The organism is Rhizobiaceae bacterium (assembly GCA_023953845.1).
Lineage (GTDB): Bacteria > Pseudomonadota > Alphaproteobacteria > Rhizobiales > Rhizobiaceae > Arvimicrobium.
Map to the genome: position 1 here is coordinate 1,342,197 of JAMLJC010000001.1, position 25,533 is coordinate 1,367,729.

Sequence of the window (25,533 nt, forward strand, 5' to 3'; positions counted from 1 at the left end):
CACTATTTCGATGAAACTCGAAATAGCAGCATCCCAGCTCGAGGCGCTCGGCAACCCGACGCGCCTGCAGCTCTACCGGATACTCGTCCGCGCTGGAGGCGAAGGGCTGCCCGTGGGCAGCGTCCAGGAGAAGCTCGGCATCGCCGCCTCCACTCTTTCGCACCACCTCAGGAAACTCGTCGACGTTGGCCTCGTCACCCAGGAACGACAGGCGACGACGCTCATCTGCCGCGCGCAGTATCCGGCCATGCAGTCGCTGATCGGCTTCCTCGCAGACGAGTGCTGCGCTGATGGCTCCTGCCCGCCCGAACCCCGCCGCAGCAGCGCCTGCGAACCCGCCCGCTAGACAAGGAGAGCCAAGTGAATGCGATTTCTATGCCCGATCTTCCTGTCGCCGTCATCGGGGCCGGACCAGTCGGACTGGCCGCCGCGGCCCGGCTTGTCGAGCGCGGTCTCCGTCCCGCCGTGTTCGAGAAGGGAGTGCGCGTAGGCGCGGCGGTCCTGGAGTGGGGCCATGTCCGCGTCTTCTCGCCGTGGGACTACAATGTTGACAAGGCCGCCCGAGCGCTGCTGGCGGACAATGGCGTCACCGCTCCGGCGGGCGAGCATCTGCCGACCGGCGAGGAGATCGTGAGGGACTACCTCGAGCCGCTGTCCAAGGTGCCCGCCATCGCCGACGGGCTGCGCCTTGGAGCCGAGGTGACGGGCATCACCCGGCTCGGCCATGACCTGATGTCCAACGAAGGGCGTGCGGACGCTCCCTTCGTTGTCCGTTACCGCGATGCCGCGGGCGAGCAGCGCATGCTTGCAAGGGCGGTCATCGACGCGTCCGGAACTTGGTCTAGGCCCAACCCCATGGGCGTCGATGGCCTGCCCGTTCCCGGTGAGGTCGAGGCTTCAGACCGGATCACCTACGGGATTCCGGATGTGGCAGGCGCGGATCGCCAAGCCTACGAGGGAAAGCGGGTCCTCGTCGTCGGCAGCGGGCACTCCGCCATCAACGTCGCGCTCGCGCTGCTCGAACTCCAGGCCGAGGCTCCCCACACCGAAGTCCTTTGGGCGCTTCGGCGCAACCGCCTCGAGAAGCTCGTCGGCGGCGGGCTGAACGACCAGCTCCCCGAGCGCGGGGCGCTCGGTATTGCGGCCAGGGACGCGATCAAGGCCGGACGGCTAATAATTCTCGCTCCGTTCGCGGCCGAGCGCGTCACGAGCACAGGTGGACGCCTGTTGGTGGAGGCAACGCTCGGCGGCGTGCCTGTCATGGAGGTGGTCGACCGCATCGTCGTCGCCACCGGCTTCCGCCCTGACTTCTCCTTCCTCCGCGAGGTCCGCCTAGCCCTCGATCCCGCCGTGGAGGCGCCGCCGACGCTCGCCCCGCTGATCGACCCCAACTTCCATTCCTGCGGCACCGTCCCTCCGCACGGGATCGACGAGCTCAGCCATCCGGAGCCGGGCCTGGTCATCGTCGGGTCGAAGTCCTACGGCCGCGCCCCCACCTTCCTGATGGCCACGGGCTACGAGCAGGCGAGGTCGGTGGTCGCGGAAATCGCAGGAGACCAGGTTGCCGCGCGCGAAGTCCGTCTGGTGCTTCCCGAGACAGGTGTCTGCAGCGCTCCCGCGGCGGCTTCCGCATCCTCCTGTTGCGGAGGCGCAGCCCCGTCAGACGTGGACGCATGCTGCGTTGATGACGCGGTCGCCAAGGCGGAAGGCGAGGCCGGATGCGGGTGCTCGGGGAAGCCCGTAGCACCCGTTGCCGCCAGCGCCTGCTGCCAGAGCGCGCCTTGACGGCAGTTCCGGATACGGGTGACAGCCGATGGTTCATCAGCGCCCTCGGAGCGGCACAGATATGCTCCTGGGGGACGTTGTTCTACGGCTTCCCGCTGATTGCGGAGGCGATGCGGACGGACCTCGGCTGGTCGAAGACGGAACTCTACGGAGCTGCTACCTGCGGAATGCTGCTGGCGGGACTAGCGGCATATCCGGTCGGGGCCGCCATCGACCGCGGACACGGACGCTACCTGATGACAGGGGCATCTGTTGTCGCGGGCCTGTTGCTGGCCGCCTGGTCCCAGGTGACAAGCATTGTGGCGTTCTACGCGGTCTTGGCCGTGCTCGGCTGCATGCAGGCGGCGACGCTCTACGAGCCTGCCTTTGCCGTGATCGCGCGTCGGGTTGGACCGCTTGGCGCGCGCAAGGGCATCACCGCCCTGACGCTGTGGGGTGGCTTCGCCAGCACTGTCTTCATCCCCGTCATCCAGTTCCTGATCGACACGCAGGGGTGGCGCGGCGCGCTCCTTGTCATGGCCGCCGTCAATGCCGTCGTGTGCGGCGGCCTCTACCTCCTGGCAATCGATCCCCAGAAGGACGCTCCGGTCCGCGTGCACCATCCGGACGAGTCGGCGCCGCTCGCCGGGCGTGCCGCGGTCCGTGCGGCGATGCGCAGGCCCGCCTACTGGGGCCTCATGCTCGCCTGGATATCCTACGCGGCGGCCTTCTCGTCACTGACCTACCACTTCTATCCGCTGCTGCTGGAGCGCGGACTGGACTCCTCGGGCGTGGTGATGGTGCTGGCGGTGATCGGTCCCGCGCAGGTGGCAGGCCGGGTGCTGATCCGCGCTTTCGCCTCCGAGGCTCCCGTTCGGAAGCTGGGATCGGCAATCGTGATCGTCTTTCCAATGGCGGTGATCGGGTTCGCATACGCGCCGCCGCAGGTCGCAGTCATCGCTGCCATCGCCGCATTCTACGGTGCCGCCAACGGCATGATCACGATCGTCCGCGGACTTGCGGTTCCCGAGATGGTCACCCGCGAAGCCTACGGAGCGGTCAACGGATCGCTCGTCGCGCCGATGAACATCATGCAGGCAGTCGCGCCGCTGGCGGCCGCCGTCATCTGGCAGGCGAGCGGCGGCTACGGGGCGGTGCTCGCTGTCATCTTTGCCGGATCGCTGACCTTGTGTGGGGGATTCTGGTTCGCCTCGGCTCGGACGATCTCCTAGTTCGCGAACGGCGGCCCAAGCTGGATGCGGGACACGTCTGCGAGGCAGAGGCGTACGTCCCTGTCCAAGGATGTGGTGGATCACACCTCGAGAGCGGCCCTTTGTGCTAGGTGCCAGTTCCCGGGCCGTGCGGCCGGCACCGATCAACGTCGCGGACGCGCTGCCCGTCCAGTTCCCACATCCATGCTGGGCCGCACGTTGGCGACAACGTCGATGTCTTGGCCTCGCCTGACCGCCTGCAGGAGCCCAGGGACATCGTGGTCGGTGCGGTGACGAAGCTCCTGAAGGGGATAGACTGGCCGGAAGGATTCCGTCCCCTCGACCCGCTGTTCACCCTCATGACGACGGACGAGATGCCGGCGTCGGACTGGATTGAGAGCCAGGAGGTCGACTGAGGCTATATCTCGTTCCCGAAGGCCTGAAGGTCCAAGGCCCATGGCGTGACCGCCGCATGGCAAGCTCCCGAACAAGAAGCGTATCGGGATAATGACCGTCGGCTTGTTCGCTAATTTCACGCCATCATGAACCTGGCCCCGCTCCTCATACGCTGACCTGGTCATGGATAGCCGTTCCGCTTCGGGCGACCGATGTCCGCCAGAAGTCAGGTTGGTGGAATCCCTCGGGTCTCAAGCGCTATTCAAGATTAAGAACGGTGTCCCAGGCTCACCCTACGCGAACCTTTCGAGGAGCTTGGCTTGTGTGCCGTCTCCGACATAGGTCCGGCCCGCAGCCCCTCTAACAAGGGTGCTTCCTGCGCCAATGCTTCGGCGAGAAAGTCCAGGAACGCCCTGATGCGTGCGGTCTGGCGCAGATCCTCATGGGTCAGCAGCCACAGGTCCAGCGTGAAGTCCTCGGGCAGCGGGGCGATCCGCACGAGTGCACGCTCGAGATCGGCAAGGCCACAGGGCAGCGGCGCAAGCCCCATGCCAGCCTGGGCGGCGGAGAGGGCGGCAGCGACGGAGTTGGTGCGCAGCATCGGCTTTGCCTCCGGGAGGAAGCGGGCGACGCGGCGCACGAGCGCCTCGTGCTCGGAATCGAAGCCAATCCAGTCATGCTGCGCTAGATCAGGCTCCGGATGCCGGGCCCGGTAGTCGGCGCTGGCGTAGACGGCAAAGGCGAGCCGCCCGACGCGACGCCCAACCAGGGTCTCGGCGGGCGCGTTGCCGACGCGCAGCGCTACATCAGCCTCGCGGCGGCTGAGATTGAGGGCGACGTTGCCGACCACGAGTTCAATCTCGATGCCCGGATAGGCCTTGCGGAACGCGGCGAGGTGCCGGGGCAGCAGGCCGAAGGCGAGCATGTCGATGGTCGTGATGCGGACAGCGCCGCTGAGGCGCAGATCCTGCCCGGTCACCTTGCGGCCGAGGCTTGCAATCTCCTCCTCGACGCGAAGGGCACCGTCACGCAGCTCCTCTCCGGCTGGCGTGAGCAGATAGCCTCCCGGCTGCCGCTCGAAGAGGCGGACGCCCAGTTCCGCCTCGAAGGCGCCGATGCGGCGGAATACCGTGGAGTGGTTCACGCCGAGCGTGCGCGCGGCGCCGGAAAGCGAACCCGCCCGCGCCACGGCGAGGAAGACACGCAGGTCGTCCCAGTTCTCCCGCCTTGCATCCATGCAAAGGCACCTTTCAGAGATCGCCAATCCCGCTGCACTCTCGCACAGCCTATGTTCCCAGTCGAGGCAAGGCTTCAACAGGATGCCGAGCCAGGCGAAAGGAGAAGATCATGTTCCAGAACACCACCACCAAAACCGTCCTTCGCAGCGACGAACTCTCTTGCCCGTCCTGCGTGCCGAAGATCGAGAAGGCCTTGCGGGACCTGCCGGGCGTGGAGACGGCCGCCGTCCGCTTCAACACCGGAAAGATCGAGGTCGAACACGATCCGGGGCGGACGAACGTCGACGCGCTGGTCCAGGCGATCCGCGGTGTCGGCTACGAGGCCCGACCCTCCGCCTTCTGATGCCCTCGATCTCCGCCGCGTCCCCACAGGCGCGGCGGATGCTTGCCAACAATACCAATGAAAGGGTGGATGAAATGTCTAGTCTCCTGGCGATGATAAGGGGTGCCATCGCACATCCCGCGAGGCGTCGCTTCTGGCTCACCATCGGCAGCGGCGGCCTCATCGCGGTCGGCCTGATCGCGCGTTATGGGTTCGGCATGATCGATCTGTGGGCGGCGCTGATGGTCGCGGCCGCCCTCATTGCCGGATCGGACATCGCCATCCGGGCCTGGCGGGCGCTGAAGGTCCGGCATCTCAGCATCGAATTGCTGGTGACGATCGCCGCGGTAGGCGCGCTCTCCATCGGCGAAGTCTGGGAGGCCGCCGCCGTCACCTTCCTGTTCATGTTCGGCGCATGGCTGGAGATGCGCACCATGGGCCAGACCCGCGGGGCGTTGAAGGCGCTGCTGGATGCTGCTCCCGCGACCGCGACAGTGATGCGCGATGGCGTGGCGGTCGAGATTCCGGCCCATGCAGTCGCCATCGGCGAGACCGTGCTGGTCAAGGCAGGGCAGCGCATCCCCGTCGACGGCGAGGTGACCGAGGGCGCGGCCGCGGTCAGCGAGGCCGCCATCACTGGCGAGCCGATGCCGGCCGAAAAGGCGCCCGGTTCCCGTGTTCATGCCGGCACCATCGCCGAGAACGGCCTGCTGCGCATCCGCGCCACCAATGTCGGGGCCGACACCACGCTCGCCCGCATCATCCAGCGCGTCGAGGAAGCCCAGGAGGAGAAGGCACCGAGCCAGCGTATGATTGAGCGCTTCGCGCAGTGGTATACGCCGTCGATCATCGGGCTTGCTGTCCTCGCCTTCGCCTTCACGCAGGATATAAGGCTGGCGCTGACCCTGCTGGTCGTGGGCTGCCCCGGCGCGCTGGTGATCTCGACGCCCGTGTCGATCGTTGCGGGCATCGGCCGGGCTGCGCGCAGCGGCATCCTGATCAAGGGCGGCCAGCATCTGGAGAGCGCGGGAAAGATCGACACGCTGGCGCTCGACAAGACAGGAACGCTGACCGAAGGCAAGCCGCGCCTGGCCACGGTGATAGCACTGAACGAAATGGCCGAGGACGAGTTGCTGCGTCTCGCCGCCACGGCCGAGGCCGGCTCGGACCACCCGCTAGGCCGACCGATCGTAGAGGCTGGCCGACAGCAGGGGCCGCTGCCGACGCCCGAGACGCTCGACGAGCATGCCGGGATGGGCATCAGCGCCCGCATCGAAGGCCGCGAGGTTGCCGCCGGGAACCGCCGCCTGATGGAGAAGCTCGCCATCCCGCTGGGTCCGGAAGGCGAGGCCGCGCTGGGCCAGTTGCTTAAGGCCGGGCAGACGCCAATCCTGGTGGCGGCGGACGGCAGGCTGATCGGCTTGCTGGGCATGTCCGACATGGCTCGCGAGGGCGCCAGGGAGGCCATCGCCCGCCTGCGCGACATCGGCATCGGCCGCGTGGTCATGCTGACCGGCGACCAGCATGGCGCGGCGCAGGCCATCGCCAGCGAGGTCGGCATTGACGAGGTCCATGCAGGTCTGATGCCCGAGGACAAGCTAGAGCTGATCCGCCGCATGAAAGCCGAAGGCGCGCATGTCGCCATGGTCGGCGACGGCATCAACGACGCCCCCGCGCTCGCCGCGGCGGACACCAGCATCGCGATGGGAGCTGCGGGGAGTGACGTCGCCATCGAGACCGCCGACATCGCTCTGCTCAAGGACGAGCTGGGCAAGATTCCGGAGGCCATGGCGATCTCGCGCGCGACGCTTGGTAACATGCGCCAGAACCTGGCAATCGCGCTGGTGACGGTGGCGGGCCTGCTCGCCGGAGTGTTCTCGGGCAATGTCCACATGGCGGGCGGCATGCTGGTGCACCAGCTGTCGGTGCTGATCGTCATCGCCAACGGCATGCGGCTGTTGCGTGTCCCGAGGGCGGCAAAGCCTTCGAACGCCGATCAGGGAATGCCTGCGCCGACCGCAGCCGCAGCGGCCAGGACCTGAGTTCGATGGCCGTAGCCCCTGCGCCAGTCGCAGGGGCTACGACTCCGTCACACAGGATACGCAGGCTTCAATGCGCCAAAGTCCTCCGCCGGGCAGCCCTCGCTCGGCACCGCCCGGCTCGTCGTCCGAGCCTGCCAGGCGGCGAACTCAGTGGCCGCTGTCGTGCTCGTTCGGGGGCGCGTTGAAGACCTCCAGGTTCTCGGGCCCCTCGACAATCAGGTAGCCTGCGAGGCCTCGTTCGGCACGCGAAAGCGCGTGGTCCACCAGGACGTAGCGGCCGGGCACCTCGCACTTGAACTCCACGATGTTGGCCGACCCGGGGGGAACCGAAATGCTCTGGACATCGGTGATGGGAGGGCTGGTGACCGACCCCAGCTGGTACGCCCGGTCGAAGATCTCTCCGATGACGTGGAAGCCTGAGGTGTAGTTCGGCCCACCCACGCCGAAATAGATGCGGACCGTCTCGCCGACATTCGCCTTCAGCGGATAGTGGTCGGTCAGCGCACCGACATGGCCGTTGAAGACGAAATATTCCGGCCGCTCGTTGAGGAGCTTCTCGTAGCTCTCGGTCAACAGCCCGCTGCTGCCGAACGGTTCCTCCGTGTAGATCTCCCCCTGCATGACGTAGAATTCACGATCGACAGGCGGCAAGCCGTCCTCAGGTTCCACGAGGATGAGGCCGTACATGCCGTTGGCGATATGGAGGGCGACGGGCGGCACGGCGCAGTGATAGACGTAGATGCCTGGGTTCAGCGCCTTGAAGGTGAAGGAGCGCTCCTCGCCCGGAGCGGCCGTGGTCGCGGCTGCGCCTCCTCCGGGCCCGGTGCAGGCATGAAAATCCACGTTGTGCATCATCCAGCTGTCTTCGGGATTTTTCAGGTGCACTTCCACCGTGTCGCCCACCCGTGCCCGCACGAACGGTCCGGGCACGGTGCCGTTGAACGTCCAGAAGCGAAACATGGCCTTTTCGTCGAGGTGGGCTTCGACCTCCTTGGTCTCGAGATCAACACGGACCGTAGCCGGTTCCCGCCGCGTGAGGGGAGGGGGTATGTTCGTCGGGTTCTCGGCAATGTCCGCCATGGAGGGATGGACTGGATTGACCGAATAGATGCGGTTGCTCAGGCTGCCCGAATAGGTCCTGTGCCGGGATGCCTGGGTGCCGCCCGACTGGGCAAGCTCCATGCCCGCATGCGTTGGATCGGTGCCCCCCGTCTGCGCCAGGGCATCGGCCGTCAAGAGGCCTCCGACCGTCGCTCCCACCGAACCGACCAGCAAGCTGCGCCGGCTTACGGACCCGCGGTCCTCGTCGGACTGTTCGGACAGCACCGACGGCTTCTTCTCTGACATGTTCGACTCTCCATTGGAATTTTCGTGAAGTTGGCCTGACCTGCGCGGCCCACTCCGTGGGTCAGTCGCCGCCCGATGCAGTCCCGGAACCGACCTCGGCCGTGAGTTCGGCCATGCGGGTTTTTGCCTTTCCGGGAAGTTTCGCCGTCTCCGCCGATTCAAGGTTGGCCGTGCCATCGCCGACCTGGATCAGTCCAACCATTCCCATCGCGAAATGGGGCAGGCACTTGTAGCCGTAGATTCCCTCCACATCGAAAGTGACGGTCACCTCCTCGTTGATCTTGCCTTTCCACGGCTCGGCGCCTTCGGGCAGCATCTCTTTGATGGATTCCGAATTGTGCCCTTTGTCGGTGGCCACGAACTTCACGCTGTCGCCCGGCTCGATCTTGAGGAAGGCCGGATCGAACTGCATCGGCTGGCCCTCGGGCCCCTTGTTCAGCATCCGGACCTCGTGTTCGGCAGCCAGCGCTCCATTCCAGGCAAGCCCCGAGACTGCGGCAACCATGGCAACTGCGGTAAGTCGCTTCACGTTTTTTCCCTCCTGCGTCGTTGAGTAGACATAGCGCCGTGAACCACGGCGGCACACGTTGGCTAACGGACCCCTCCTAGCTAAGTTCCGCTGAGCGACGATCGCTGGGGCAGGAGCACGGCGGGAGGTGTCGGCAGCTCCGGGTCCCGAGCAAGCCGGGACGCTGTAGACCGCGGGACATGGGTGTCCTGTAACCCCGCGTTTCGGCCTGCATCACCCGCCATGCGCCCTTAGCCATGGTCATTCTGGCATGCGAGATGCCGCTTTGCCAGCCACAGCGCTATCGGAGGAATGACCAGCCATTGTAGAACCGGCAGAAGACCTGTTCCGAACGGTGGAACAAGGGGCATTAGATCGGAATAGCTCCATCGGTGGCTGACCGATGTGTGATAGAGTTCAAGGACCACCGTCGCGGCAAGTCCGACCGCCATATAGGCCAGCACGGGAACAGGGCGCCGCCGCGCTACCCAGTGCCGTGACCCAGCGACGAGCGAGGCGCTCCAGAAGGCGGCGAGCGTTATGACCACGTCGCCGTTCGTCGCAGAGAGGCAGAGCTTCGCTGCCTGCCAATGCGGCATCTCGGCCATGCCTTCGAAGGCAGGAGCCTGCAATATCTCCCACGCGAAATGGAGGAGAAACGCGAAGAGCGCCAACGGTGCCTCGGGAAAGCGCGACCATGACTCCGCTGACATTGGATTCCTGCACCTCCTGCGCCGATGCCGACGCGAAGCAGCCGATGGCCTTCAGTTCGCTTCTTTGGGATGCGCCAGCCTTCCGATGCCGAGGGCGGCATCAGTGCGGGCCATGGATGCCCTCCCGTCGGTCTCGACTCCGGCCAAGGCACGGATGGCGTCGATCGTCTCCGGAATGACGATCGCCTGGTTGTCCACCATGTAGGCGTAGTAGAGTTCGTTGCCTTCCACCTTCAGCATGTCTTCCCACACCGCGACCTCGTACAGGTCGCCGTGCGGCCGGCCGATATCGAGCATCCATTCCTTGACGGCGTTCAAGGCGGCAAGGCCACGGTCGATCCGCACCAGGGCGATCCGGGAGGACTCACGGAACGCGTCCAACACTTCCGCCTTGGTAGTCGGCCTCGTCAACTCGACGTTCCAATAGTGAAGGTGGGACAGCGTCTGCGGCACCTTGACGGCCATCGTGACGACATCGAGATCGGGATCCACGGTCTTCGCGTCGGGTCCCTGATGGCTTGGGATGTCACGCTCCGGCACCATCGTGTTCATGATGCCCCCAAGATGGCTCTCCCAAGGATCGGTCGCGCGCCTCAGCAGCGTCCCCCTGGCCTTGCGGAGCAGTCCGGCCCGCTTCAAGGCGGACAGCGTCCTGACGATCGACGTAGTGTTGCAGGAGACTACGCGGGTCGCATCGCGTCCCAGGGCGCTTTGGTAGGAACACTCGGCGACGAAGGAGTGTCCCGTCGCGTCGTGCTTCTCGCCTCCCTGGAGGATGAACTTCTTCGACATGCCCCTGTAGGTTTCGATGTTCGCGGCGGCGACCTTCTTCGGAGTGCAGTCGACCACCACGTCGGCGTCCGCGAGGAATTCTTCCAGGTTCCCCGCGACCTCGATGCCGCTGGCTGACATCTCAGCCGAAGCTTCGGGACGTGCGGCGTATATCCGGAAGCCCTTGCCGCTCGCCACCTGCATGCGCCAGTCCGCAGCGACGTCGGCCACCCCCGCCAACTCCATGTCATCCTGGAGGACGATGGCTTCCGCCACCCGCTTGCCGATCACGCCGTAGCCATTCACTGCCACTCTGGTCTTCCTGCTGGTCATCTTCGTTCTCCATTGATCCGGGCTGGCCATGTGCAGCCGCGGCGATAACCGCTACGCTCCTGGAAGCAGCCGAAGCACTTCCCGCGCGACTTCCGCTTCCTCGTCGGTGGGTATCACCAGGACTCGAACCTTCGATTCCGGGCTGCTGATCGAGCGTTCGCCCCTGAGGTTCAGGTCGGGGTCGACCTGCACGCCCAGCCACCGGGTCGCCCCTCCGATCAACCCGCGGACGGCCGGAGAGTTCTCGCCAATGCCTGCGGTGAAGACCAAGGTATCCAGTCCGCCGAGCGCGGCGGCAAGGGACCCGATTTCCCGTCCGGCGCGGTAGACGAAGGCATCAACCGCCTCGCGCGCCTCGCTGCTGTCGGATTCGAGCAGCCGCCGCATGTCCCCCGTGCTCCCGGAGATTCCGAGCAGGCCTGACTGATGGTAGAGTAGCCTGGCGACCTCCTCGGCCCGCATGCCTCGCTCCTGCAGCAGGTACAGGACCACGCCAGGGTCGAGCGAACCGCATCGGGTGCTCATCACCAGGCCATCGAGGGGCGAGAAGCCCATCGTCGTTGCCACGCTCTTGCCGCCTGCCATGGCACAGAGGCTGGCGCCGCTTCCGAGGTGGGCGACGATCACCTTGCCTCCGGCTGCAGGACCGAACGACTTCCTTAGTTCGGAAGCGATGTAAGCGTAGGAGACCCCGTGGAAGCCGTATGAGCGCACGCCCGATTCCGACAGCTCGCGCGGAAGCCCGTAGGTCGTGGCGACGGCCGGCCGTTCCACGTGGAAGGCGGTATCGAAGCATCCGACCTGGGCGGCGCGCGGAAACATCCTCTTCGAGGAGTCGACGATTTCCATGTTCCGCGGCTGGTGGATCGGAGCCAGCGGGACCAGCCGACGCAGCTCCTCCACGACTTCATCGTCAAGAAGCACAGGAGACGTGAACCTCCGCCCTCCGTGGACGATCCGGTGGCCTACTGCATCAGGCTCGGCGATGCCGCTGGAACGGATCTCGTCGGCGGCGATCCCGACCGCCGTCCCGATGTCAAGCGGTCCTCTGCCAAGGTCCCGTTGCCGAGGAGGCTCCCCGCCTCCGGAAAGCCGGAGACGGGGATTCGCATCGAGGGATTCGATGCTGCCCTTCATCAGGCGCGGCAGGCCGCTGCGCCTTTCGAAGAGCGCGAACTTCAGGCTCGACGAGCCAGCGTTCAGTGCCAGGATCGCTGGAGCCAATGCTGCGGCCTCCCTGCTAGTCGCCCGACCACTGCCAGTCGCGGACCTCGGGCATGTCCTGCCCATGCGCCCTGATGTAGTCGTGGTGCTCGAGGAGTTTCTCCTGCATCATCTGCCGCAGGCTCTCGCCGCTCGCGCGAATGGCAGGCGTCCTTTCCACCACGCTCTGCACCAGGTGATAACGGTCAAGCCCATTGAGCACCGTCATGTCGAAGGGCGTCGTAGTCGTGCCTTCCTCGTTGAAGCCCCGGACGTGGAAGTTGCCGTGGTTGGTCCTTCGGTACGTCAGCCTGTGTATCGTCCAAGGATAGCCGTGGTAGGCGAAGACCACGGGCTTGTCCGTCGTGAACAGCGCGTCGAACTCGCGGTCCGTGAGGCCGTGGGGGTGGACCTCGCGGGGCTGCAGCGTCATCAAGTCGACCACGTTGACGACCCTGACGTTCAGGCCAGGCATGTGTTCCCTCAGGATCTGGACCGCGGCGAGCGTTTCCACCGTGGGCACGTCCCCGGCGCAGGCCATCACGAGGTCGGGGTCGCCCGAACCGTTACCCGAAGCCCAGTCCCAGATGCCGATGCCTGCGGCGCAATGCGCCCTCGCCTGGTCCAAGGACAGCCACTGCCACGAGGGCGCCTTTCCAGCGACCACGATGTTGATGCGGTCCCACGTGCGCAGCACATGGTCGGTGACGCAGAGCAGGGTGTTCGCGTCCGGGGGAAGGTAGACGCGCACCACGTCCGCCTTCTTGTTCAGCGCGACGTCGACGAACCCGGGATCCTGGTGGCTGAAGCCGTTGTGGTCCTGCTGCCAGACGTGGCTCGTCAGCAGGTAGTTCAGCGAGGAGACCGGGCGCCGCCACGGAATGTCCCGGCAAGCGTCCAGCCACTTCGCATGCTGGTTGAACATGGAGTCGACGATGTGGATGAAGGCTTCGTAGCAGGAAAACAGGCCGTGCCGTCCGGTCAGCAGGTAGCCCTCCAGCCATCCCTGGCACGTGTGTTCCGAAAGGATTTCGAGCACCCTGCCTTCGGGACCGAGATCGGTGTCCTCCGCAAGGACCTCCTCCATCCAGGCACGCGGCGTTACCTCGAAGACATCCTGGAGCCTGTTCGAAGCGGTCTCGTCCGGGCCGACGAGGCGGAAGTTGCGGCTGGCTTCGTTCGCCCGCATCACCTCGCGCAGGAAGCCGCCCATCACCCTCGTTGCCTCAGCCTTCCTCTCGCCGGGGCGGGTGACCTCGATGGCATGCGGAGCAAGCCCGGGCATCTCGAGGCTCTTGCGCAGCATCCCGCCGTTGGCATGGGGATTGGCGCCCATGCGCCGCGTTCCCGCCGGCGTGGCGGCGAGGACCTCCGGAACCGGGCTGCCGTCCACTCCGAACAGCTCTTCGGGGCGATAGCTTCGCAGCCAGTCCTCGAGCATCCTGAGGTGCTCGGCGTTGCCCGCCAGGCCTGAAAGCGGCACCTGGTGCGACCGCCAGAACCCTTCGGTCTTCAGGCCGTCCACCTCCTTCGGCCCGGTCCAGCCTTTCGGGCTGCGCAGGACGATCATCGGCCAGCGGGGACGTTCGTTCGTCCCACTCGTTCCGCGGGCATCCTCCTGGATCCGGCGGATCTTCCCGAAGGCCTCGTCCAGCGCCGATGCCATCCGCTCGTGCATCCCGGAAGGATCGTCGCCCTCCACGAACAGCGGTTCGTGCCCGTAGCCGACTAGCAGCGAGCGCAGCTCCTCCCGCGGGATGCGGTCAAGGACGGTCGGGTTGGCGATCTTGTAGCCGTTGAGGTGAAGGATCGGGAGCACGGCCCCGTCGTGCGCGGGATTCAGGAACTTGTTCGAGTGCCAGGCTGCCGCAAGAGGCCCCGTCTCGGCTTCGCCGTCGCCGATCACGCAGGCAACGACCAGGTCCGGATTGTCGAAGGCGGCGCCATAGGCATGCGACAGCGCGTATCCCAGCTCCCCGCCTTCGTTGATGGAACCCGGCACTTCCGGCGCGGCATGGCTCGGGATTCCCCCAGGGAACGAGAACTGGCGGAACAGCTTCCGCAGCCCGGCCTCGTCCAGGGAGACATCGGGGTTCAGCTCGCTGTAGGCACCCTCGAGATAGGTGTTGGCGACCATGGCTGGGCCCCCGTGTCCAGGCCCGCAAACGTAGATCACGTTCGCGTCGTGGACTTTGATCACCCTGTTGAGGTGGGCGTAGATGAAATTCAGCCCCGGCGATGTCCCCCAGTGTCCGAGCAGCCGCGGCTTCACGTGCTCAAGCTTGAGCGGCTCACGAAGGAGCGGATTGTCGAGGAGGTAGATCTGCCCGACTGTGAGGTAATTCGAGGCGCGCCAGTAGGCATCGATGCTACGCAGTTCCTCTTGCGAGAGCATTCCCCGGGCTGCTTGCGCGTCTTCTTTCATGGCCAGTGCTCCTTTTCCGCTATCCGCCTAGCCGCATTCCACGAGGGCCCGCGGTTGCGTCCTGTGTTTCGAAATGCCGCGCGGCATCCGCCGCCATCCGGCCCGTGCACCATCGGGCGTAGAAGCCGCCCAACAGCCGACCTGCCGCACGCGTGCCGCGGCCTTGCGGCAGGTCGTACTCTATGGACACCGTCAGAACCGACGAGGAGGCGTCGGCGACCACGGTGAACCCCATCCTGTAGCGCCCGATGACCCAGAGCGTCGGCTCGCCGACGGTGACCCAAGCCTTCGTGCGGGGCGGATCGCGTTCGGTAACGATTTCCTCGACGGCGAGTGGAATCCCGAGGAAATTTCCGGCGAAGCCGAACCTCGATCCGACGGCCCGCGTACCTCCGGCATCCATGTGGACGTTCATCCGCGAACCCATCATCGCCCAGGAGCGCTGCTCCATGTGGGCGGACAGGTTCCGGTGGTCGTCCAGGTAGCCGAACACGTCGGCATCCGACGCGTCGATCCGGCGCGTGGATGCCGCGGAATACGCGAAGCCCGGCATTGCCGCTGCTCCCTCTATTCGCCGCCAGCCTTGTAGAAGACCACAGGAGCTTCCGATGGCTGGCGCGGGACAGCATACACCTCGTAGGAGGCGGAGGGATCATCCCCCATGCCCAGCGAACCCTGGGGCATTCCCGGAACCGCCAGCCCGGCGACCGCCGGCCGTTCCTCGAGCAGCTTTCCGATGGCTTCGAGCGGGACGTGGCCTTCGAGGAAGTAGCCGCTCACGGCAGCTATGTGGCAGCCTTCCATCTCGGCGGGCACGCCTGCCTGCTTCCGTATCGCTGAAAGGTCTTCCAGGTCGACTGTGGAGACTTGGTATCCCGCCTTCTCCACCGCCTCGGCCCAGGCATGGCAGCACCCGCACCAGGGAGTCTTGTAGACCGTCATCTCGGCCGCGGCGGCCACGGCCGCGGGCGCCGCGACCAGCACGGCGAGGGCGGCGAAGAATGATCTGCTGAAGGTGTTCATGGGAGATTCGCTTTCTTGTTCGAGCTGATCGGGAGACTGCCGCCCATGGCCTCGGCGACAGCGTCGGCCAAGATCGCGGAGAGGTCGATGGCGTTCGAGGGATGGATGACGGAATTGGCCGAGACGACAGCCGCCGCCTTCTCCTTGAGACCCCGGTAGGTTTCCTCCGAGAACAGCGCGTGGACGGCGACCAGGACCGGACGCTCCAGGCCTTGTTCGCGCATCTGGTCGGCCGTGACCGCCATCGTCCGGCCCGAGGACACGATGTCGTCCACGATGACCGGCGTGTGTCCGGCGAAGTTGGCGAGGTCAGGCACGGCGACCTCGACGTTCCTGTCGCCGTACCTGGTCTTCCGAAGCACCTGCCAGGGAGCGCCTATGGCGCCCGCCACCTCCGAGACCCACTGCTCGCTTTCGATGTCGGGTCCGAGCAGGAACGGGCGGCTCACGTTCGCCCTGATCCATTCGGACAGGAGCGGCGCGGACCGGACGGCGCGCGCGGGGATGTCGTACACCTCGTCGAGGCTGGCATAGCGATGAAGGTGCGGGTCGACGGTCACGAGCCAGTCGAAGTGCGAGGAGACCATCCTCGCGAAGGTGAGGGAAGTGATCGCCTCTCCCGGCTGGAAGCGGCGATCCTGCCTCATATAGGCGAGATAGGGAGCAACGAGGCCGACGTTCGAGGCGCCAAGGTCCCGCGCGGCGTCCGCCGCGAACAGGAGCCGCAGGGACTTGTCGTCCGGACGGTCGAGCGTGCAGACAAGCGCCACGGCGCGGTCCCTTGGATCGGTCGCGAAGCGCAGGTAGGTCTCGCCGTCCGGGAAGTTGCGCGTTTCCAGCACTCCTATCTCCCAGCCGAGGGCGGCGCCGAGCCGCCCCGCCATGGATTCGTTGCCTGGCAGAGCGAAAACGATCGGCCGTGTCATGTTCTGGGCTCCCTCTCTATTTCGAAGATCGCAAGGACGTCCCGGGCATAGTCCAGCGCGTATTGCAGCTCTCCCGTCGTATCCGAGCACACGGTGCAGAGCGGTTGCCCCTCTTCGACCGCCGCCCCCAGCGTGACGTGCATCTCGACCCCGGCAGCCTTCGATCCGGGAGCGCCTGCCAGCTTCGCCACCCTGGCGATGCGTCGGTTGTCGATGGAGCGGATCGTGCCCCGATGCGGAGCCACGAGGGGCATCCTCTGGCGGGCCACGGGCGGGACCCGCATGCCGCCCTGGGCCTCGCAGATGCGCTGGAACTTCGCCCAGGCTCTTCCGTCCGCGATCGTGCTTTCGGCCAGCGCCTTGCCTGCGCCAGGCTCCGCACGGCCGCCCAATTCGAGCAGCGCGCCCGCGAGCGTGCAGGCTCGCTCCCGCAGGTCCCCCGGCGCGTGCTGTGCCTGCTGGAGCACGGCAAGCACGTCCATGGCCTCGAGCGCCGGGCCGATGCCGCGGCCGACCGGCTGCGAGCCGTCGGTAAAGACCGTCACCGACTTCAGCCCGAAGGCTTCGCCGACCATGGTCAGGCGCGCCGCGAGCGCCTTGCCCGCAGCCTCGCTCCGGACCTTCGCCGTAGGGCCGACGGGGATGTCCAGGACAAGGTGGGTCGATCCCGCGGCGATCTTCTTCGACATCACCGATGCGACGAGCTGCCCCTCGGAGTCGATGTCGAGGGCGCGCTCGATGCGGATGAGGATGTCGTCGGCGGGGCTGAGGCGCACGGCGCCTCCCCAGACGACGCAGCCCGACTCCTGCTCGACGACGCGGCGGATATCCGCAAGGCTGAGATCGACCGGAGCCAGGGTCTCCATGGTGTCGGCCGTGCCTGCGGGAGAGGTGATCGCCCGGGAGGACGTCTTCGGCATCGTGAGGCCATGCGCGGCGGCGATCGCTACGACGATGGGTGTCGTGCGGTTCCCGGGCAGGCCGCCGACGCAGTGCTTGTCGACCACGGGCGACGCGTCCCAGTCGAGGCGGTCGCCGATCTCGACCATCGACCGGGTAAGCGCGAGCGTCTCGGCATCGTCGAGCGGGAACGCGGAAGTTGCCGTGAGGAAGGCCGACAGCTCCACGTCCGAGTAGCGGTCAGCGGAGATGTCCGCCAGGATGGCCGCGAAGTCACGGTCGTCGAGCCGGGTCCCGAAGATCCTCCCCCGTACCCTGCCGAACGACTCGACCGGATCGGGATGCCGCACGAAGATAGCCGCCCCGTCCGCTGCCCGCAGGTGATCCCACGCGGTCTCGGAGAGCCCGGCCTCGTCGATTTCGATGATGTCCGAGGAGACCTGGTAAAGCGTGGCGATCACTTCCCGGCCGTTCGCCGAGAGCAATACGCGGGAGTTGGCGGAAAGCCCCTCCGAGCGGCATACGTGGCAGTCGGTCCGCATGAAGACCACGGCCTCGTGCTGGGTGTGGATTCCCAGCCGACGTGCCCTCAGCGGATGGCCTTGTCGCGGGGCCGCCTGCGCGGCCGGGTTGTTCTGTCCAGTCATTCAAGAACCGCCTTTTCCAGATGTTCGGGGACGCGGCACGGCCAGCCGAGGTCGTCCTGTATGCGCCGGCGCAACGCGTCCGACGCCTCGGGCTCCCCGTGCGAGATGAACGTCATCCTGGGCGGTCTCCGGAAGCCGCCCAGCCATTTGATGATCTCGTCGGCGTCAGCGTGGGCGGAGAGCATCGGGAGGTTGGCGACCTCGGCCCGGACCGGGATGTACTCGCCATGGATCTTGATGCGGTCCGCCCCGTCCAGCATGATTGCCCCGCGTGTCCCCGCAGCCTGGAAGCCGCTGAACAGGATCGTGTTCCGGGCATCTGGCGCGTACTTCTTCAAGTGATGCAGGACGCGACCGCCGGTTGCCATGCCGCTCGCCGAGACGATCACCTTTGGCATCGGGTTGGCGGTGAGCGCCTTCGATTCCTCCACACCGCGGATGTATTCCGCGATCCCGCAGGTACGTTCGCATTCCTGAGGCGTGAGCCGATGGTCGTCGAGGTGGCGGTGAAGCAGTTCGGTTGCATTGATCGCCATCGGACTGTCCAGGAAAACGCGCACGTTGGACAGGCGCCCCGACGCAATCAGCCGTTCGAGATGGTAAAGGAGAGACTGGGCGCGCCCGACCGCGAAAGCGGGAATGATAACCGTCCCACCGCGCGCCGTCGTCCGGTTGACGATCTCCGCCAGCGCGTCCTGCGAGTCCCTCTCGTCGTGGCGCCTGTTCCCGTATGTGGACTCCACGACCACGTAGTCCGCTTCCGGGACGGCTTCGGGGTCCACCATTACCGGGTCGCCAAAGCGGCCCAGATCCCCGGAGAAGGCGATCTTTACCCCTCCCCATCTGCATTCGATCGAGGCAGCTCCCAGGATGTGCCCGGCGCGCCTCAGCAGGATTTCGGGGCCGTCCGGCAGGGCACGGCGCTCGTGGAACGGCAGCGCCTGGAAGTGCAGCAAGGCGGCCTCGGCATCTTTCAGCGTGTACAAGGGAAGTGCGGGCTTGTGCCTGGAGAAGCCGTGCCTGTTGGCGTATTCGGCATCCTTCTCCTGAAGGAAGCCGCTGTCCTTCAGCAGGATTTCGCACAGCTCCACCGTCGCGTGCGAAGCATGGACCTTCCCCCGGAACCCGTCCCGCACAAGCGCGGGCAGGTAGCCGGAATGGTCGAGATGCGCGTGCGTCAGCAGGACCGCGTCGACGCTCGCCGGATCGACAGGAAACTTCGCCCAGTTGCGAAGCCTCAGCTGCTTGAGGCCTTGGAAGAGGCCGCAGTCGACCAGCACGCGCCGACCGTCATGCTCGAGGAGGAACCGCGAGCCCGTCACGGTGCCCGCGCCTCCCAGGAAGGAAATCGACAAGGTCATGGAATTCAGCTCCGTCCGTTCGCCTCGCCGCCTTTGGCGAGGATTTTAGCCCACCGGGGCAGGAATGCCGGGACCCCGGCAGCATAGCGGTCGTAGGCCTCCCCGAAACGGACGCGCACATCGGCCTCCTCGCGCCGGGCAAGCCGCACATACATCGCGACGAGTACCGGGAACATCGCGAGCGTCAGCAGCGTCGGCCACTGCACCAGGAATCCCAGCAGCACCAGCACGAACCCCACGTACTGCGGATGGCGGACGTACCCGTATGGTCCGTCGGTCGCCAGACGGCCGTTCCTCTGCGCCTCGAATAGCACCTGCCAGGAGGCTGAAACCAGCAGGAAGCCTCCGCCGCTCAGGACAAAGCTGAGGAGGTGGAACGGCCCGAAGTGGGGATTCCCCCGCCAGCCGAGGGTCATCTCCAGAAGGTGCCCGGCGTCATGGGTGAGCCAGTCCGTGCCCGGATAACGGCTCTGCAGCCATCCGGACAGCAGATAGATCGTGACGGGGAACCCGTACATCTCGGCGAACAGCGCAATGAGGAAAGCGCTGAAGGCCCCGAAGGAAGTCCAGTCGCGGCTGCTCTGAGGCCTCGAGAAGCTGAAGGCGAAGAGGATGAACACCGCACTGTTGATCATCACCAGGCTCCAGAGGCCATAGGCGGAAGGGGACGCCTCCATGCCTCACCCCTCCGCATCGCCTGCACGCGGCCGCGCCGGAGAGCGATGATGCCCGCCGTGAGCATGGCCTCGATGGAGGAACAAATGGAGCAGCGGACAGGCAAGCAGGAGCGCGAACGGCAGGTAGCCGAGGACGTGCAGCCTGTGCTCGAAAAGGAGCACGGAAGCGCCGATCAGCAGGAAGCCCATGGCGACGAGGCTCGCCTTCGACCTCCAGAACCCGGACCGCTCGTCTCCACCGGGCCGGGTATCCTGGGGACGATCAAGACTGTTTGCTGTCATCGGCGCTCTCCTGTCGTTCGCTGGAAGCCAGGCACGCGGCAGCCGCGCGCCCGGCGGCAATCACATCATCCCGATCGGGGCCAGCAGGCTGTCGGCAGCCGCCTTCTGCGTATCGTCGAGCGCGGCGTAGAACGGCTCGACCGCTGTCCTCAGCCGCTGCACCGCTTCGAGCCGGGCCGCCAGCTGTCGCTCGCGTCTCTCGAGGGACGCGGGCAGTCCCTGGTCAGCCGCTGGCTGCTGCATCGTTCCCGCGTCTGCGCGGGCGTTCTCGCGGAGCGCGGCGGCGACCGCCTCCCACAGGGGCTGCTGAGCGTCCGTCACCTTGAGTTCCGTGCGCAGGAAGGCGATCCGTCCCTCGACATGTTCGGGAGCCATCATCTTCCCCATCATGCCGTCCTGCATCCCGGTCCCGCCGGACATCATGCCCCGCATCATGCCCGCATGGCGGCCCATCATCTCCTGCATCATCTTCATCATGTCCCCGCCCATCATCCCGCCGCCGGTCATGCCGCCGGGCATCGCGGCTCCCGCATCGGGAGCGGAGGCCGGGGGCTGGGCGGCCGTCGCGGCCGGGGCTGTCGTTTCGGCGGGAGCCGGGTGATGCGCGTCCTCGGCATGGGCCGGGAACGCTAGCAGCAACGCGGCCGCGAAAGCAGTTTTGGAAAGGGTGTTCATGGAGGTGCTCCTTGAGAGGAAAAGCCCGGGCGGCGGGATTGCCGCCCGGGACATCGGTCACTGCGCCTGGAAGGTGATCCCGTTCGGCCCCTTGCCGACCTCGTGGGTGCGGACGACGGACTGCGTGGCCACGGAGATCTCGGAGACGGTGCCGTCGAGGATGTTGGTGACGAAGACGTGGGCGCCGTCGTCGCTGACGGTGACGCCGTGCGCTCCCTTGCCCGTGGTGATCGTCTTCACCACGTCGCCGCTCGCCACGTCGATCACGGAGACGGTTTCGTCGGGTTCGGTCTCGCTGCCCTGGTTCGCCACGTAGACGAACTTCCCATCCGGAGTGGCATGCATCTGGATCGGGGAGCGCCCGACATCGATCCGGTCGGTGACCTGCAGGGTCGCCGTGTTGATCACGGCCACCTTGTTCTCGTCCCTCAGCGAGACGTAGACACGGCTGCCATCGGGCGTGAAGCCGACCTGCACCGGGGCCTTGCCGACTTCGATCCTGTGCATTTCGTTGAGGCCCTGCACGTCGATCACGGAGACCGTACCGTCCTCCACGTTGGCAACGTAGATCGTGCCGCCGTCAGGGCTCATCCGCAAGCCGTGGGGATAGTCGCCCGTGGCGATTTCGGTGACGGTTCGTCCCGTGGCAAGCTCGATGACCGAGACCGTGTCGTCGCCCGAGTTGGAGACGAAGGCGCGCTCCCCGGCGGGGTCGGCGATCACGTGGGCAGGATGCGAGCCCACGTCGATCGTGGGAACGGGGCCCGAGGCGAGGCTTTCCGGATCGAGGACGATCAGTGCCCCGCCCGCCTCGGAGCCGCCGTGGCCATCGCCGCCATGTCCGTCCTCGGCTGGCGCGTGGCCGGCCTCCTCCTTCGTTCCGGCATGCCCGTGGCCTCCTTCCTTCCCGACGGGTGTGCCCACCGCGAGGAGCTTGTCCGCCTTGGGCACGAACTGGACGTTATGCGGGGTGACGGCGACCGGGACGATCTCGACCTTGCCCGCGGCGAGATCGATCCGGCTGACGGAGTTTCCGTACTCGTCGGCGGTGTAGACAACGCCTGCGGAGGCGGTCTCCGCGCTCGCTTCCGCGGCGAGCGGGCCGAGCAGCGCGAGCGCGGATGCCGTAGCCAGCGCTGCCAGCGCGATCCGCCGGGAGATCGATGCTTGGAAGGTAGAAACTGCGGCAATGGCTCGTGCCGGACGCTTGGTGTTCGTGGTCTTCATGTTCTTCATCTTTCTTTGCGCGCGGCTCAGCCGACGTATTCGACGACGGTCATCATGCCTGCGGCCATGTGGTAGAGGTGGTGGCAGTGGAAGGCCCATGTGCCGGGATTGGAGGCGTCGAAAGCGATGGTGACCGCCGTTTCAGGCGGCAGCCACACCGTGTCGCGCCGTGCGCCCTCGAACCTTTGTCCGTTTACCTCGACCACCTGGAAGTGGTGCCCGTGGAGGTGCATGGGGTGGCCCATCATGCTGTCGTTGCGCATCGCCAGCTCCACGCGGTCGCCGGCGCGGACCCGGAGGGCAAGGCGGTCGTCCCAGGTCCTGCCGTTGATGGTCCAGACGTAGCCTTCCATCGTCCCGCCCAGGACGACCGGGTGAGTCCGGAGCGCGAGGCCCTCCGGGACCGCGTGCGCCGAACGGAGCTTCCGCTCGAACACGAGGTCGAGCGGCGGTGCGGCCTGCTCGCCGGCCGAGGCAACCTTCTCGACCCTGCCTCGGGTAGTTGCCAGAACGAATCCGGTCCGCTCGACGGCTCCTTCGCGCAGCGCGAGGATCGGCCATGATCCCTCCTCGGATGGGATGCGCAGGCGGATGTCGATCCGCTGCCCCATTCCCAGCGGGAAGCGCCGTCCGTGAACGGGAACCACCGGGTTTCCGTCAACCGCGATCGCCTCGCCTTCGAGGGCACCGGTGTCGATCCAGAACGCGGTCGCGGTCGCCCCGTTGATGATGCGCAGCCGCACGGATCCGCCCCTCTCGACCCGGAAGACCTCAGGGTCGTCCAGCGTGCGGTCGTTCGCCAGGTAGGCATCGTAGTCGATGTCATTGATGTCCATGGCGGCACCGTGGCCTCCGGCACCCGAGCCGTGTCCGCCGTGGCCCCCTCCATGGCCCGACATGGAAGAGCCAGTCAGTCCTGCCAGGAGCTCCTCGGGCTCCTTGAAGCTGAAGTCATGCAGCAGCACGACGGCTTCCTGCTCGTCGAGCCCGGCTTCCGCAGGGTCGGATACGATCAGCGGCGCTGCGAGGAGCTGCTGCTCCTGCAGTGTGTGGGCGTGCATCCAATGCGTGCCCGGGGTCTCGAGCGGGAACGCGTAGTCGTAGCTCTCGCCGGGCTGCAACAGGGGCTGGGGCAGGTCCGGAACGCCATCCTGCCCGAAGGGCGGCGTAAGCCCGTGCCAGTGGATCAGGGTTGGCGCTTCAAGCGCGTTCTCCAGGCGGACGTGGAAGGCCTCGCCGGCCCGCAGGGCAAGTCCCTGCTGCCCGCCCTCCCGCACGAGGCCGTAGATCTTGGCGGCGCGCCCGCCGACCTCTATGATACGGCTTTCGGCACGGAGCAGTGTCGGTGTTGCCGCGTGGGCCGCGCCCGAGACGATCAGGGGCGCGGCAGCGCTAGCGAATGCGCACGCCGCCGAAGACGCCAGGAACTGGCGCCGGGTGATCATGTTCATGGTTCAAAGCTCTCATGGTTCGTGACTCCTTCAGGGGAGCGCACGAACCGATGGCGCGTGCGCTCAGGCGATCACGGAGAGCTTGGGAGGACGGGACAGGGTCGGTGGATCCCGGGGAAGCGAGGCGGAAACCATTGCGGGCGTCGCCAGGATTCCTGCAATGCCGAACGTGATTTCCCCGGACGGAACCGGGACGCAGACTGCACAGGAGGTGGCCGACATGCAGCAGTCGTCCTGGCCTTCCTCGTCGGCGTGGTCCTCGTCGCAAGGGACGGAATGCGCGTTCGCCTGATGCCCGTGCGGAGCGTTAGCGGCAACATCGGCATAGCCGTTGACGATATGCGCCTCACCGCCATGCGCGTGCGCGGTGCCGAAGCCAACCAAGGAAACGGCAACAAGAACGGCCAGCAGGAAGGCGAGAAGTCGCGCGGCGGGTAGCGTCGCCGTTCCTCTCCTTGCTGCGTTGGCCGGGTTCAGTTGCAAGCTTCTTGTCCTTCTCGCGCCTTGGACTATCCATGATAGTCCGGGATGCCGCAATACTTCTTGTCCTGGATCAAAGTGGGGCAAGGTGGTAGGCAAATTCATTTAACAGCCGCCGAAAGGTGTTGATCGCTATCCCGCGCAACAAGAGAGTTTCGCGACATCCTTGTCGAAGGCTAGCGCGGCTAGCTTCAGCCCCTCGACCGTCGTGAGGTAGGGGAACAGCGTTTCGGCAAGGTCATCGATGGTTAGCCCGCAGCGTATCGCCAGCGCCGCGGTCTGGATGCTGTCGGCGCCCTCCGGCGCGAGGATATGCGCTCCGACCAGCTTGCGGTTTTGCCGTGCTGCGACAAGCTTGATCATGCCGCGCGTGTCGCGCGCCGCGAGCGCGCGCGGCACGTTGTCGAGGGAAAGCACCGAAGTCAGCACCTGGTGCCCGGCCGCGCGGGCTTGCGCCTCCGTCAGCCCGACGCTGGCGACCTGTGGATCGGTGAATACGATGGCAGGCATCGCAGAGGCATCGTAGCGCATGCTGTCGCCATCCAGCGCGTTCCTGGTCGCCAGCTTCGCGCCGTAGGCCGCCATGTAGACGAATTGGTCCCTGCCCGTGACATCCCCTGCCGCATAGATGCCAGCGGCCGTCGTCCGCATCAGGTCGTCCACCACAACATAGCCTGCGGCGGAGGTATCTACCCCGGCTTCCGCCAGGCCGAGGCCTTCGGTGTTCGGAACTCGCCCGGTTGCGAACAGGAGTTTCGCCGCGTCGAGGACCCGGTCCATGCCATCGTGCACGACGGCAAGCTGGATGCCGACGTTGCTCTTGCTGGCGTGTCGGTAGACGACACCGCTTAGGACCTCTACGCCCTCGTCCGCGAGATATCCCTCCAGCGCCGCGCTGATCTCGGGTTCCGCCTCGGGGAGCAGGCGGGACCGACAGACCAGGGTAACGGCAACGCCCGCGCGGGCGAACAGCTGCGCCAGCTCAGCGCCGATGTACCCCGCGCCAACCACGATCATCGATCTTGGAAGCTCCGTAAGCTCGAGGGCCGTGGTGCTCGTGAGGTAAGGAACAGATTCGATCCCGGAGATCGGCGGAATCGCGGGTCGGGCCCCCGTGGCGATGACAATCCTGGGGGACGACATCCGCTCTCCCGCGACTTCGATGCCGCCGTCCACGAGCCGTGCGCTGCCCTCACGGTATGTGATGCCCTCATAGGCCCGTAGGAGGTCTGAATACTTCTCCTTTCGGAGGCCTGCGACCAGTTCGTCCTTCTGGCGGACCGTCTCGCTCCAGTCGATGACTTCGGCATGTCCGGAGATTCCGGCGAAGCGGACAGCCGCCCGCGCGTTGTGGAGGGCTTCCGTTGCCCTGATCAGCGCCTTGGAGGGCACGCAGCCGACGTTTACGCAGGTGCCCCCGATCGTGCCGCTCCCGACCAGGACGACGCGTGCGCCCGCCTCAGCGGCAGTGATCGCGGCAGAGAATCCTGCGGATCCTGCTCCGAGGACGGCAAGGTCATAGCGGTTCGGTTCTGTTGTGCTGTCTGTTTCCATGGATCTTTTCCTTGGCGCTCACGTCAACATCGGCACGACTTGCAACCACCACCCGGT

General features: G+C 66.3%; 24 protein-coding genes and 1 pseudogene. 6 read left to right on the top strand and 19 right to left on the bottom strand.

Going from position 1 to position 25,533, the window contains the following annotated elements; all coding sequences use genetic code 11:
• Positions 1-10: 10 nt before the first annotated feature.
• The 4 genes from M9955_06725 to M9955_06740 all read left to right on the top strand — a co-directional run bounded on the left by M9955_06725 (position 11) and on the right by M9955_06740 (position 3,391).
• Complete coding sequence (locus M9955_06725) at positions 11-346, top strand: metalloregulator ArsR/SmtB family transcription factor (protein ID MCO5081338.1); 336 nt, start codon at positions 11-13, stop codon at positions 344-346.
• 29 nt (positions 347-375) lie between these two features.
• Positions 376-1,785: an FAD-dependent oxidoreductase gene (locus tag M9955_06730; protein MCO5081339.1), complete on the top strand. Its 1,410-nt coding sequence runs from the start codon at positions 376-378 to the stop codon at positions 1,783-1,785.
• Positions 1,782-2,996, top strand: a complete 1,215-nt coding sequence (locus M9955_06735; protein MCO5081340.1) for an MFS transporter — start codon at positions 1,782-1,784, stop codon at positions 2,994-2,996. The genes M9955_06730 and M9955_06735 overlap by 4 nt, the downstream gene beginning before the upstream one ends.
• Positions 2,997-3,214: 218 nt before the next feature.
• On the top strand, positions 3,215-3,391 hold the full coding sequence (locus tag M9955_06740; protein MCO5081341.1) for a hypothetical protein: 177 nt from the start codon (positions 3,215-3,217) through the stop codon (positions 3,389-3,391).
• Positions 3,392-3,639: 248 nt separating this feature from the next.
• On the opposite strand, the gene M9955_06745 is transcribed toward M9955_06740, so the two are convergent.
• Positions 3,640-4,608 (bottom strand): LysR family transcriptional regulator, encoded by a 969-nt coding sequence (locus tag M9955_06745; GenBank protein MCO5081342.1) that lies wholly within the window; start codon positions 4,606-4,608, stop codon positions 3,640-3,642.
• 110 nt (positions 4,609-4,718) lie between these two features.
• Between M9955_06745 and M9955_06750 the strand changes: the two genes are divergently transcribed.
• Both M9955_06750 and M9955_06755 read left to right on the top strand, forming a co-directional pair.
• Positions 4,719-4,952 carry a heavy-metal-associated domain-containing protein gene (locus M9955_06750; protein MCO5081343.1) on the top strand — a complete coding sequence of 78 codons (234 nt, stop codon included), beginning with the start codon at positions 4,719-4,721 and terminating at the stop codon, positions 4,950-4,952.
• A gap of 74 nt (positions 4,953-5,026) precedes the next feature.
• The gene (locus tag M9955_06755; GenBank protein MCO5081344.1) at positions 5,027-6,973 is read left to right on the top strand and encodes a cation-translocating P-type ATPase; all 1,947 of its coding nucleotides are present in this window, start codon (positions 5,027-5,029) and stop codon (positions 6,971-6,973) included.
• Positions 6,974-7,120: 147 nt separating this feature from the next.
• Here M9955_06755 and nirK read toward each other — a convergent pair whose 3' ends face one another.
• The 18 genes and pseudogenes from nirK to merA form a co-directional block, all read right to left on the bottom strand.
• Positions 7,121-8,320 carry a copper-containing nitrite reductase gene (gene nirK, locus M9955_06760; protein ID MCO5081345.1) on the bottom strand — a complete coding sequence of 400 codons (1,200 nt, stop codon included), beginning with the start codon at positions 8,318-8,320 and terminating at the stop codon, positions 7,121-7,123.
• A gap of 61 nt (positions 8,321-8,381) precedes the next feature.
• Entirely contained in the window at positions 8,382-8,825 is a 444-nt protein-coding gene (locus tag M9955_06765) for a pseudoazurin (GenBank protein ID MCO5081346.1), read from the bottom strand.
• Positions 8,826-9,079: 254 nt separating this feature from the next.
• Positions 9,080-9,541 carry a hypothetical protein gene (locus tag M9955_06770; GenBank protein ID MCO5081347.1) on the bottom strand — a complete coding sequence of 154 codons (462 nt, stop codon included), beginning with the start codon at positions 9,539-9,541 and terminating at the stop codon, positions 9,080-9,082.
• Between the two features lie 51 nt (positions 9,542-9,592).
• On the bottom strand, positions 9,593-10,645 hold the full coding sequence (locus M9955_06775) for a type II glyceraldehyde-3-phosphate dehydrogenase (protein ID MCO5081348.1): 1,053 nt from the start codon (positions 10,643-10,645) through the stop codon (positions 9,593-9,595).
• Positions 10,646-10,696: 51 nt separating this feature from the next.
• Positions 10,697-11,869: an acetate/propionate family kinase gene (locus M9955_06780; GenBank protein MCO5081349.1), complete on the bottom strand. Its 1,173-nt coding sequence runs from the start codon at positions 11,867-11,869 to the stop codon at positions 10,697-10,699.
• Between the two features lie 16 nt (positions 11,870-11,885).
• Positions 11,886-14,273: a phosphoketolase family protein gene (locus M9955_06785; protein ID MCO5081350.1), complete on the bottom strand. Its 2,388-nt coding sequence runs from the start codon at positions 14,271-14,273 to the stop codon at positions 11,886-11,888.
• A 19-nt stretch (positions 14,274-14,292) separates the two neighbouring features.
• On the bottom strand, positions 14,293-14,826 hold the full coding sequence (locus tag M9955_06790) for an SRPBCC family protein (GenBank protein ID MCO5081351.1): 534 nt from the start codon (positions 14,824-14,826) through the stop codon (positions 14,293-14,295).
• A 14-nt stretch (positions 14,827-14,840) separates the two neighbouring features.
• Entirely contained in the window at positions 14,841-15,296 is a 456-nt protein-coding gene (locus M9955_06795; protein ID MCO5081352.1) for a DUF411 domain-containing protein, read from the bottom strand.
• Positions 15,293-16,222: a ribose-phosphate pyrophosphokinase gene (locus M9955_06800; protein MCO5081353.1), complete on the bottom strand. Its 930-nt coding sequence runs from the start codon at positions 16,220-16,222 to the stop codon at positions 15,293-15,295. The genes M9955_06795 and M9955_06800 overlap by 4 nt, the downstream gene beginning before the upstream one ends.
• On the bottom strand, positions 16,219-17,769 hold the full coding sequence (locus M9955_06805; GenBank protein ID MCO5081354.1) for a thymidine phosphorylase family protein: 1,551 nt from the start codon (positions 17,767-17,769) through the stop codon (positions 16,219-16,221). The genes M9955_06800 and M9955_06805 overlap by 4 nt, the downstream gene beginning before the upstream one ends.
• Positions 17,766-19,130 (bottom strand): MBL fold metallo-hydrolase, encoded by a 1,365-nt coding sequence (locus M9955_06810; GenBank protein MCO5081355.1) that lies wholly within the window; start codon positions 19,128-19,130, stop codon positions 17,766-17,768. The genes M9955_06805 and M9955_06810 overlap by 4 nt, the downstream gene beginning before the upstream one ends.
• 5 nt (positions 19,131-19,135) lie before the next feature.
• Positions 19,136-19,807, bottom strand: a complete 672-nt coding sequence (locus tag M9955_06815) for an isoprenylcysteine carboxylmethyltransferase family protein (GenBank protein MCO5081356.1) — start codon at positions 19,805-19,807, stop codon at positions 19,136-19,138.
• 3 nt (positions 19,808-19,810) lie between these two features.
• The gene (locus tag M9955_06820) at positions 19,811-20,089 is read right to left on the bottom strand and encodes a DUF2933 domain-containing protein (protein MCO5081357.1); all 279 of its coding nucleotides are present in this window, start codon (positions 20,087-20,089) and stop codon (positions 19,811-19,813) included.
• 60 nt (positions 20,090-20,149) lie between these two features.
• Entirely contained in the window at positions 20,150-20,764 is a 615-nt protein-coding gene (locus M9955_06825; GenBank protein MCO5081358.1) for a Spy/CpxP family protein refolding chaperone, read from the bottom strand.
• A gap of 57 nt (positions 20,765-20,821) precedes the next feature.
• Complete coding sequence (locus tag M9955_06830) at positions 20,822-21,991, bottom strand: beta-propeller fold lactonase family protein (GenBank protein MCO5081359.1); 1,170 nt, start codon at positions 21,989-21,991, stop codon at positions 20,822-20,824.
• A 26-nt stretch (positions 21,992-22,017) separates the two neighbouring features.
• Positions 22,018-23,442: a multicopper oxidase family protein gene (locus tag M9955_06835; GenBank protein ID MCO5081360.1), complete on the bottom strand. Its 1,425-nt coding sequence runs from the start codon at positions 23,440-23,442 to the stop codon at positions 22,018-22,020.
• 63 nt (positions 23,443-23,505) lie between these two features.
• Entirely contained in the window at positions 23,506-23,925 is a 420-nt protein-coding gene (locus tag M9955_06840; GenBank protein MCO5081361.1) for a hypothetical protein, read from the bottom strand.
• 129 nt (positions 23,926-24,054) lie between these two features.
• A pseudogene (gene merA / locus M9955_06845) lies at positions 24,055-25,443 on the bottom strand (mercury(II) reductase).
• Positions 25,444-25,533 lie beyond the last annotated feature (90 nt).

Bases quoted from the DNA above. Each gene is read 5' to 3' on its own strand.
- M9955_06770 (MCO5081347.1), bottom strand. From the start codon at position 9,541: ATGTCAGCGGAGTCATGGTCGCGCTTTCCCGAGGCACCGTTGGCGCTC.
- M9955_06835 (MCO5081360.1), bottom strand. From the start codon at position 23,442: ATGAACATGATCACCCGGCGCCAGTTCCTGGCGTCTTCGGCGGCGTGC.
- M9955_06750 (MCO5081343.1), top strand. From the start codon at position 4,719: ATGTTCCAGAACACCACCACCAAAACCGTCCTTCGCAGCGACGAACTC.
- M9955_06805 (MCO5081354.1), bottom strand. From the start codon at position 17,769: ATGACTGGACAGAACAACCCGGCCGCGCAGGCGGCCCCGCGACAAGGC.
- M9955_06800 (MCO5081353.1), bottom strand. From the start codon at position 16,222: ATGACACGGCCGATCGTTTTCGCTCTGCCAGGCAACGAATCCATGGCG.
- M9955_06755 (MCO5081344.1), top strand. From the start codon at position 5,027: ATGTCTAGTCTCCTGGCGATGATAAGGGGTGCCATCGCACATCCCGCG.
- M9955_06825 (MCO5081358.1), bottom strand. From the start codon at position 20,764: ATGAACACCCTTTCCAAAACTGCTTTCGCGGCCGCGTTGCTGCTAGCG.
- M9955_06765 (MCO5081346.1), bottom strand. From the start codon at position 8,825: ATGGTTGCCGCAGTCTCGGGGCTTGCCTGGAATGGAGCGCTGGCTGCC.
- M9955_06785 (MCO5081350.1), bottom strand. From the start codon at position 14,273: ATGAAAGAAGACGCGCAAGCAGCCCGGGGAATGCTCTCGCAAGAGGAA.
- M9955_06810 (MCO5081355.1), bottom strand. From the start codon at position 19,130: ATGACCTTGTCGATTTCCTTCCTGGGAGGCGCGGGCACCGTGACGGGC.
- M9955_06745 (MCO5081342.1), bottom strand. From the start codon at position 4,608: ATGGATGCAAGGCGGGAGAACTGGGACGACCTGCGTGTCTTCCTCGCC.
- M9955_06830 (MCO5081359.1), bottom strand. From the start codon at position 21,991: ATGAAGACCACGAACACCAAGCGTCCGGCACGAGCCATTGCCGCAGTT.
- M9955_06815 (MCO5081356.1), bottom strand. From the start codon at position 19,807: ATGGAGGCGTCCCCTTCCGCCTATGGCCTCTGGAGCCTGGTGATGATC.
- M9955_06775 (MCO5081348.1), bottom strand. From the start codon at position 10,645: ATGACCAGCAGGAAGACCAGAGTGGCAGTGAATGGCTACGGCGTGATC.
- M9955_06790 (MCO5081351.1), bottom strand. From the start codon at position 14,826: ATGCCGGGCTTCGCGTATTCCGCGGCATCCACGCGCCGGATCGACGCG.
- M9955_06725 (MCO5081338.1), top strand. From the start codon at position 11: ATGAAACTCGAAATAGCAGCATCCCAGCTCGAGGCGCTCGGCAACCCG.
- M9955_06795 (MCO5081352.1), bottom strand. From the start codon at position 15,296: ATGAACACCTTCAGCAGATCATTCTTCGCCGCCCTCGCCGTGCTGGTC.
- M9955_06820 (MCO5081357.1), bottom strand. From the start codon at position 20,089: ATGACAGCAAACAGTCTTGATCGTCCCCAGGATACCCGGCCCGGTGGA.
- nirK (MCO5081345.1), bottom strand. From the start codon at position 8,320: ATGTCAGAGAAGAAGCCGTCGGTGCTGTCCGAACAGTCCGACGAGGAC.
- M9955_06730 (MCO5081339.1), top strand. From the start codon at position 376: ATGCCCGATCTTCCTGTCGCCGTCATCGGGGCCGGACCAGTCGGACTG.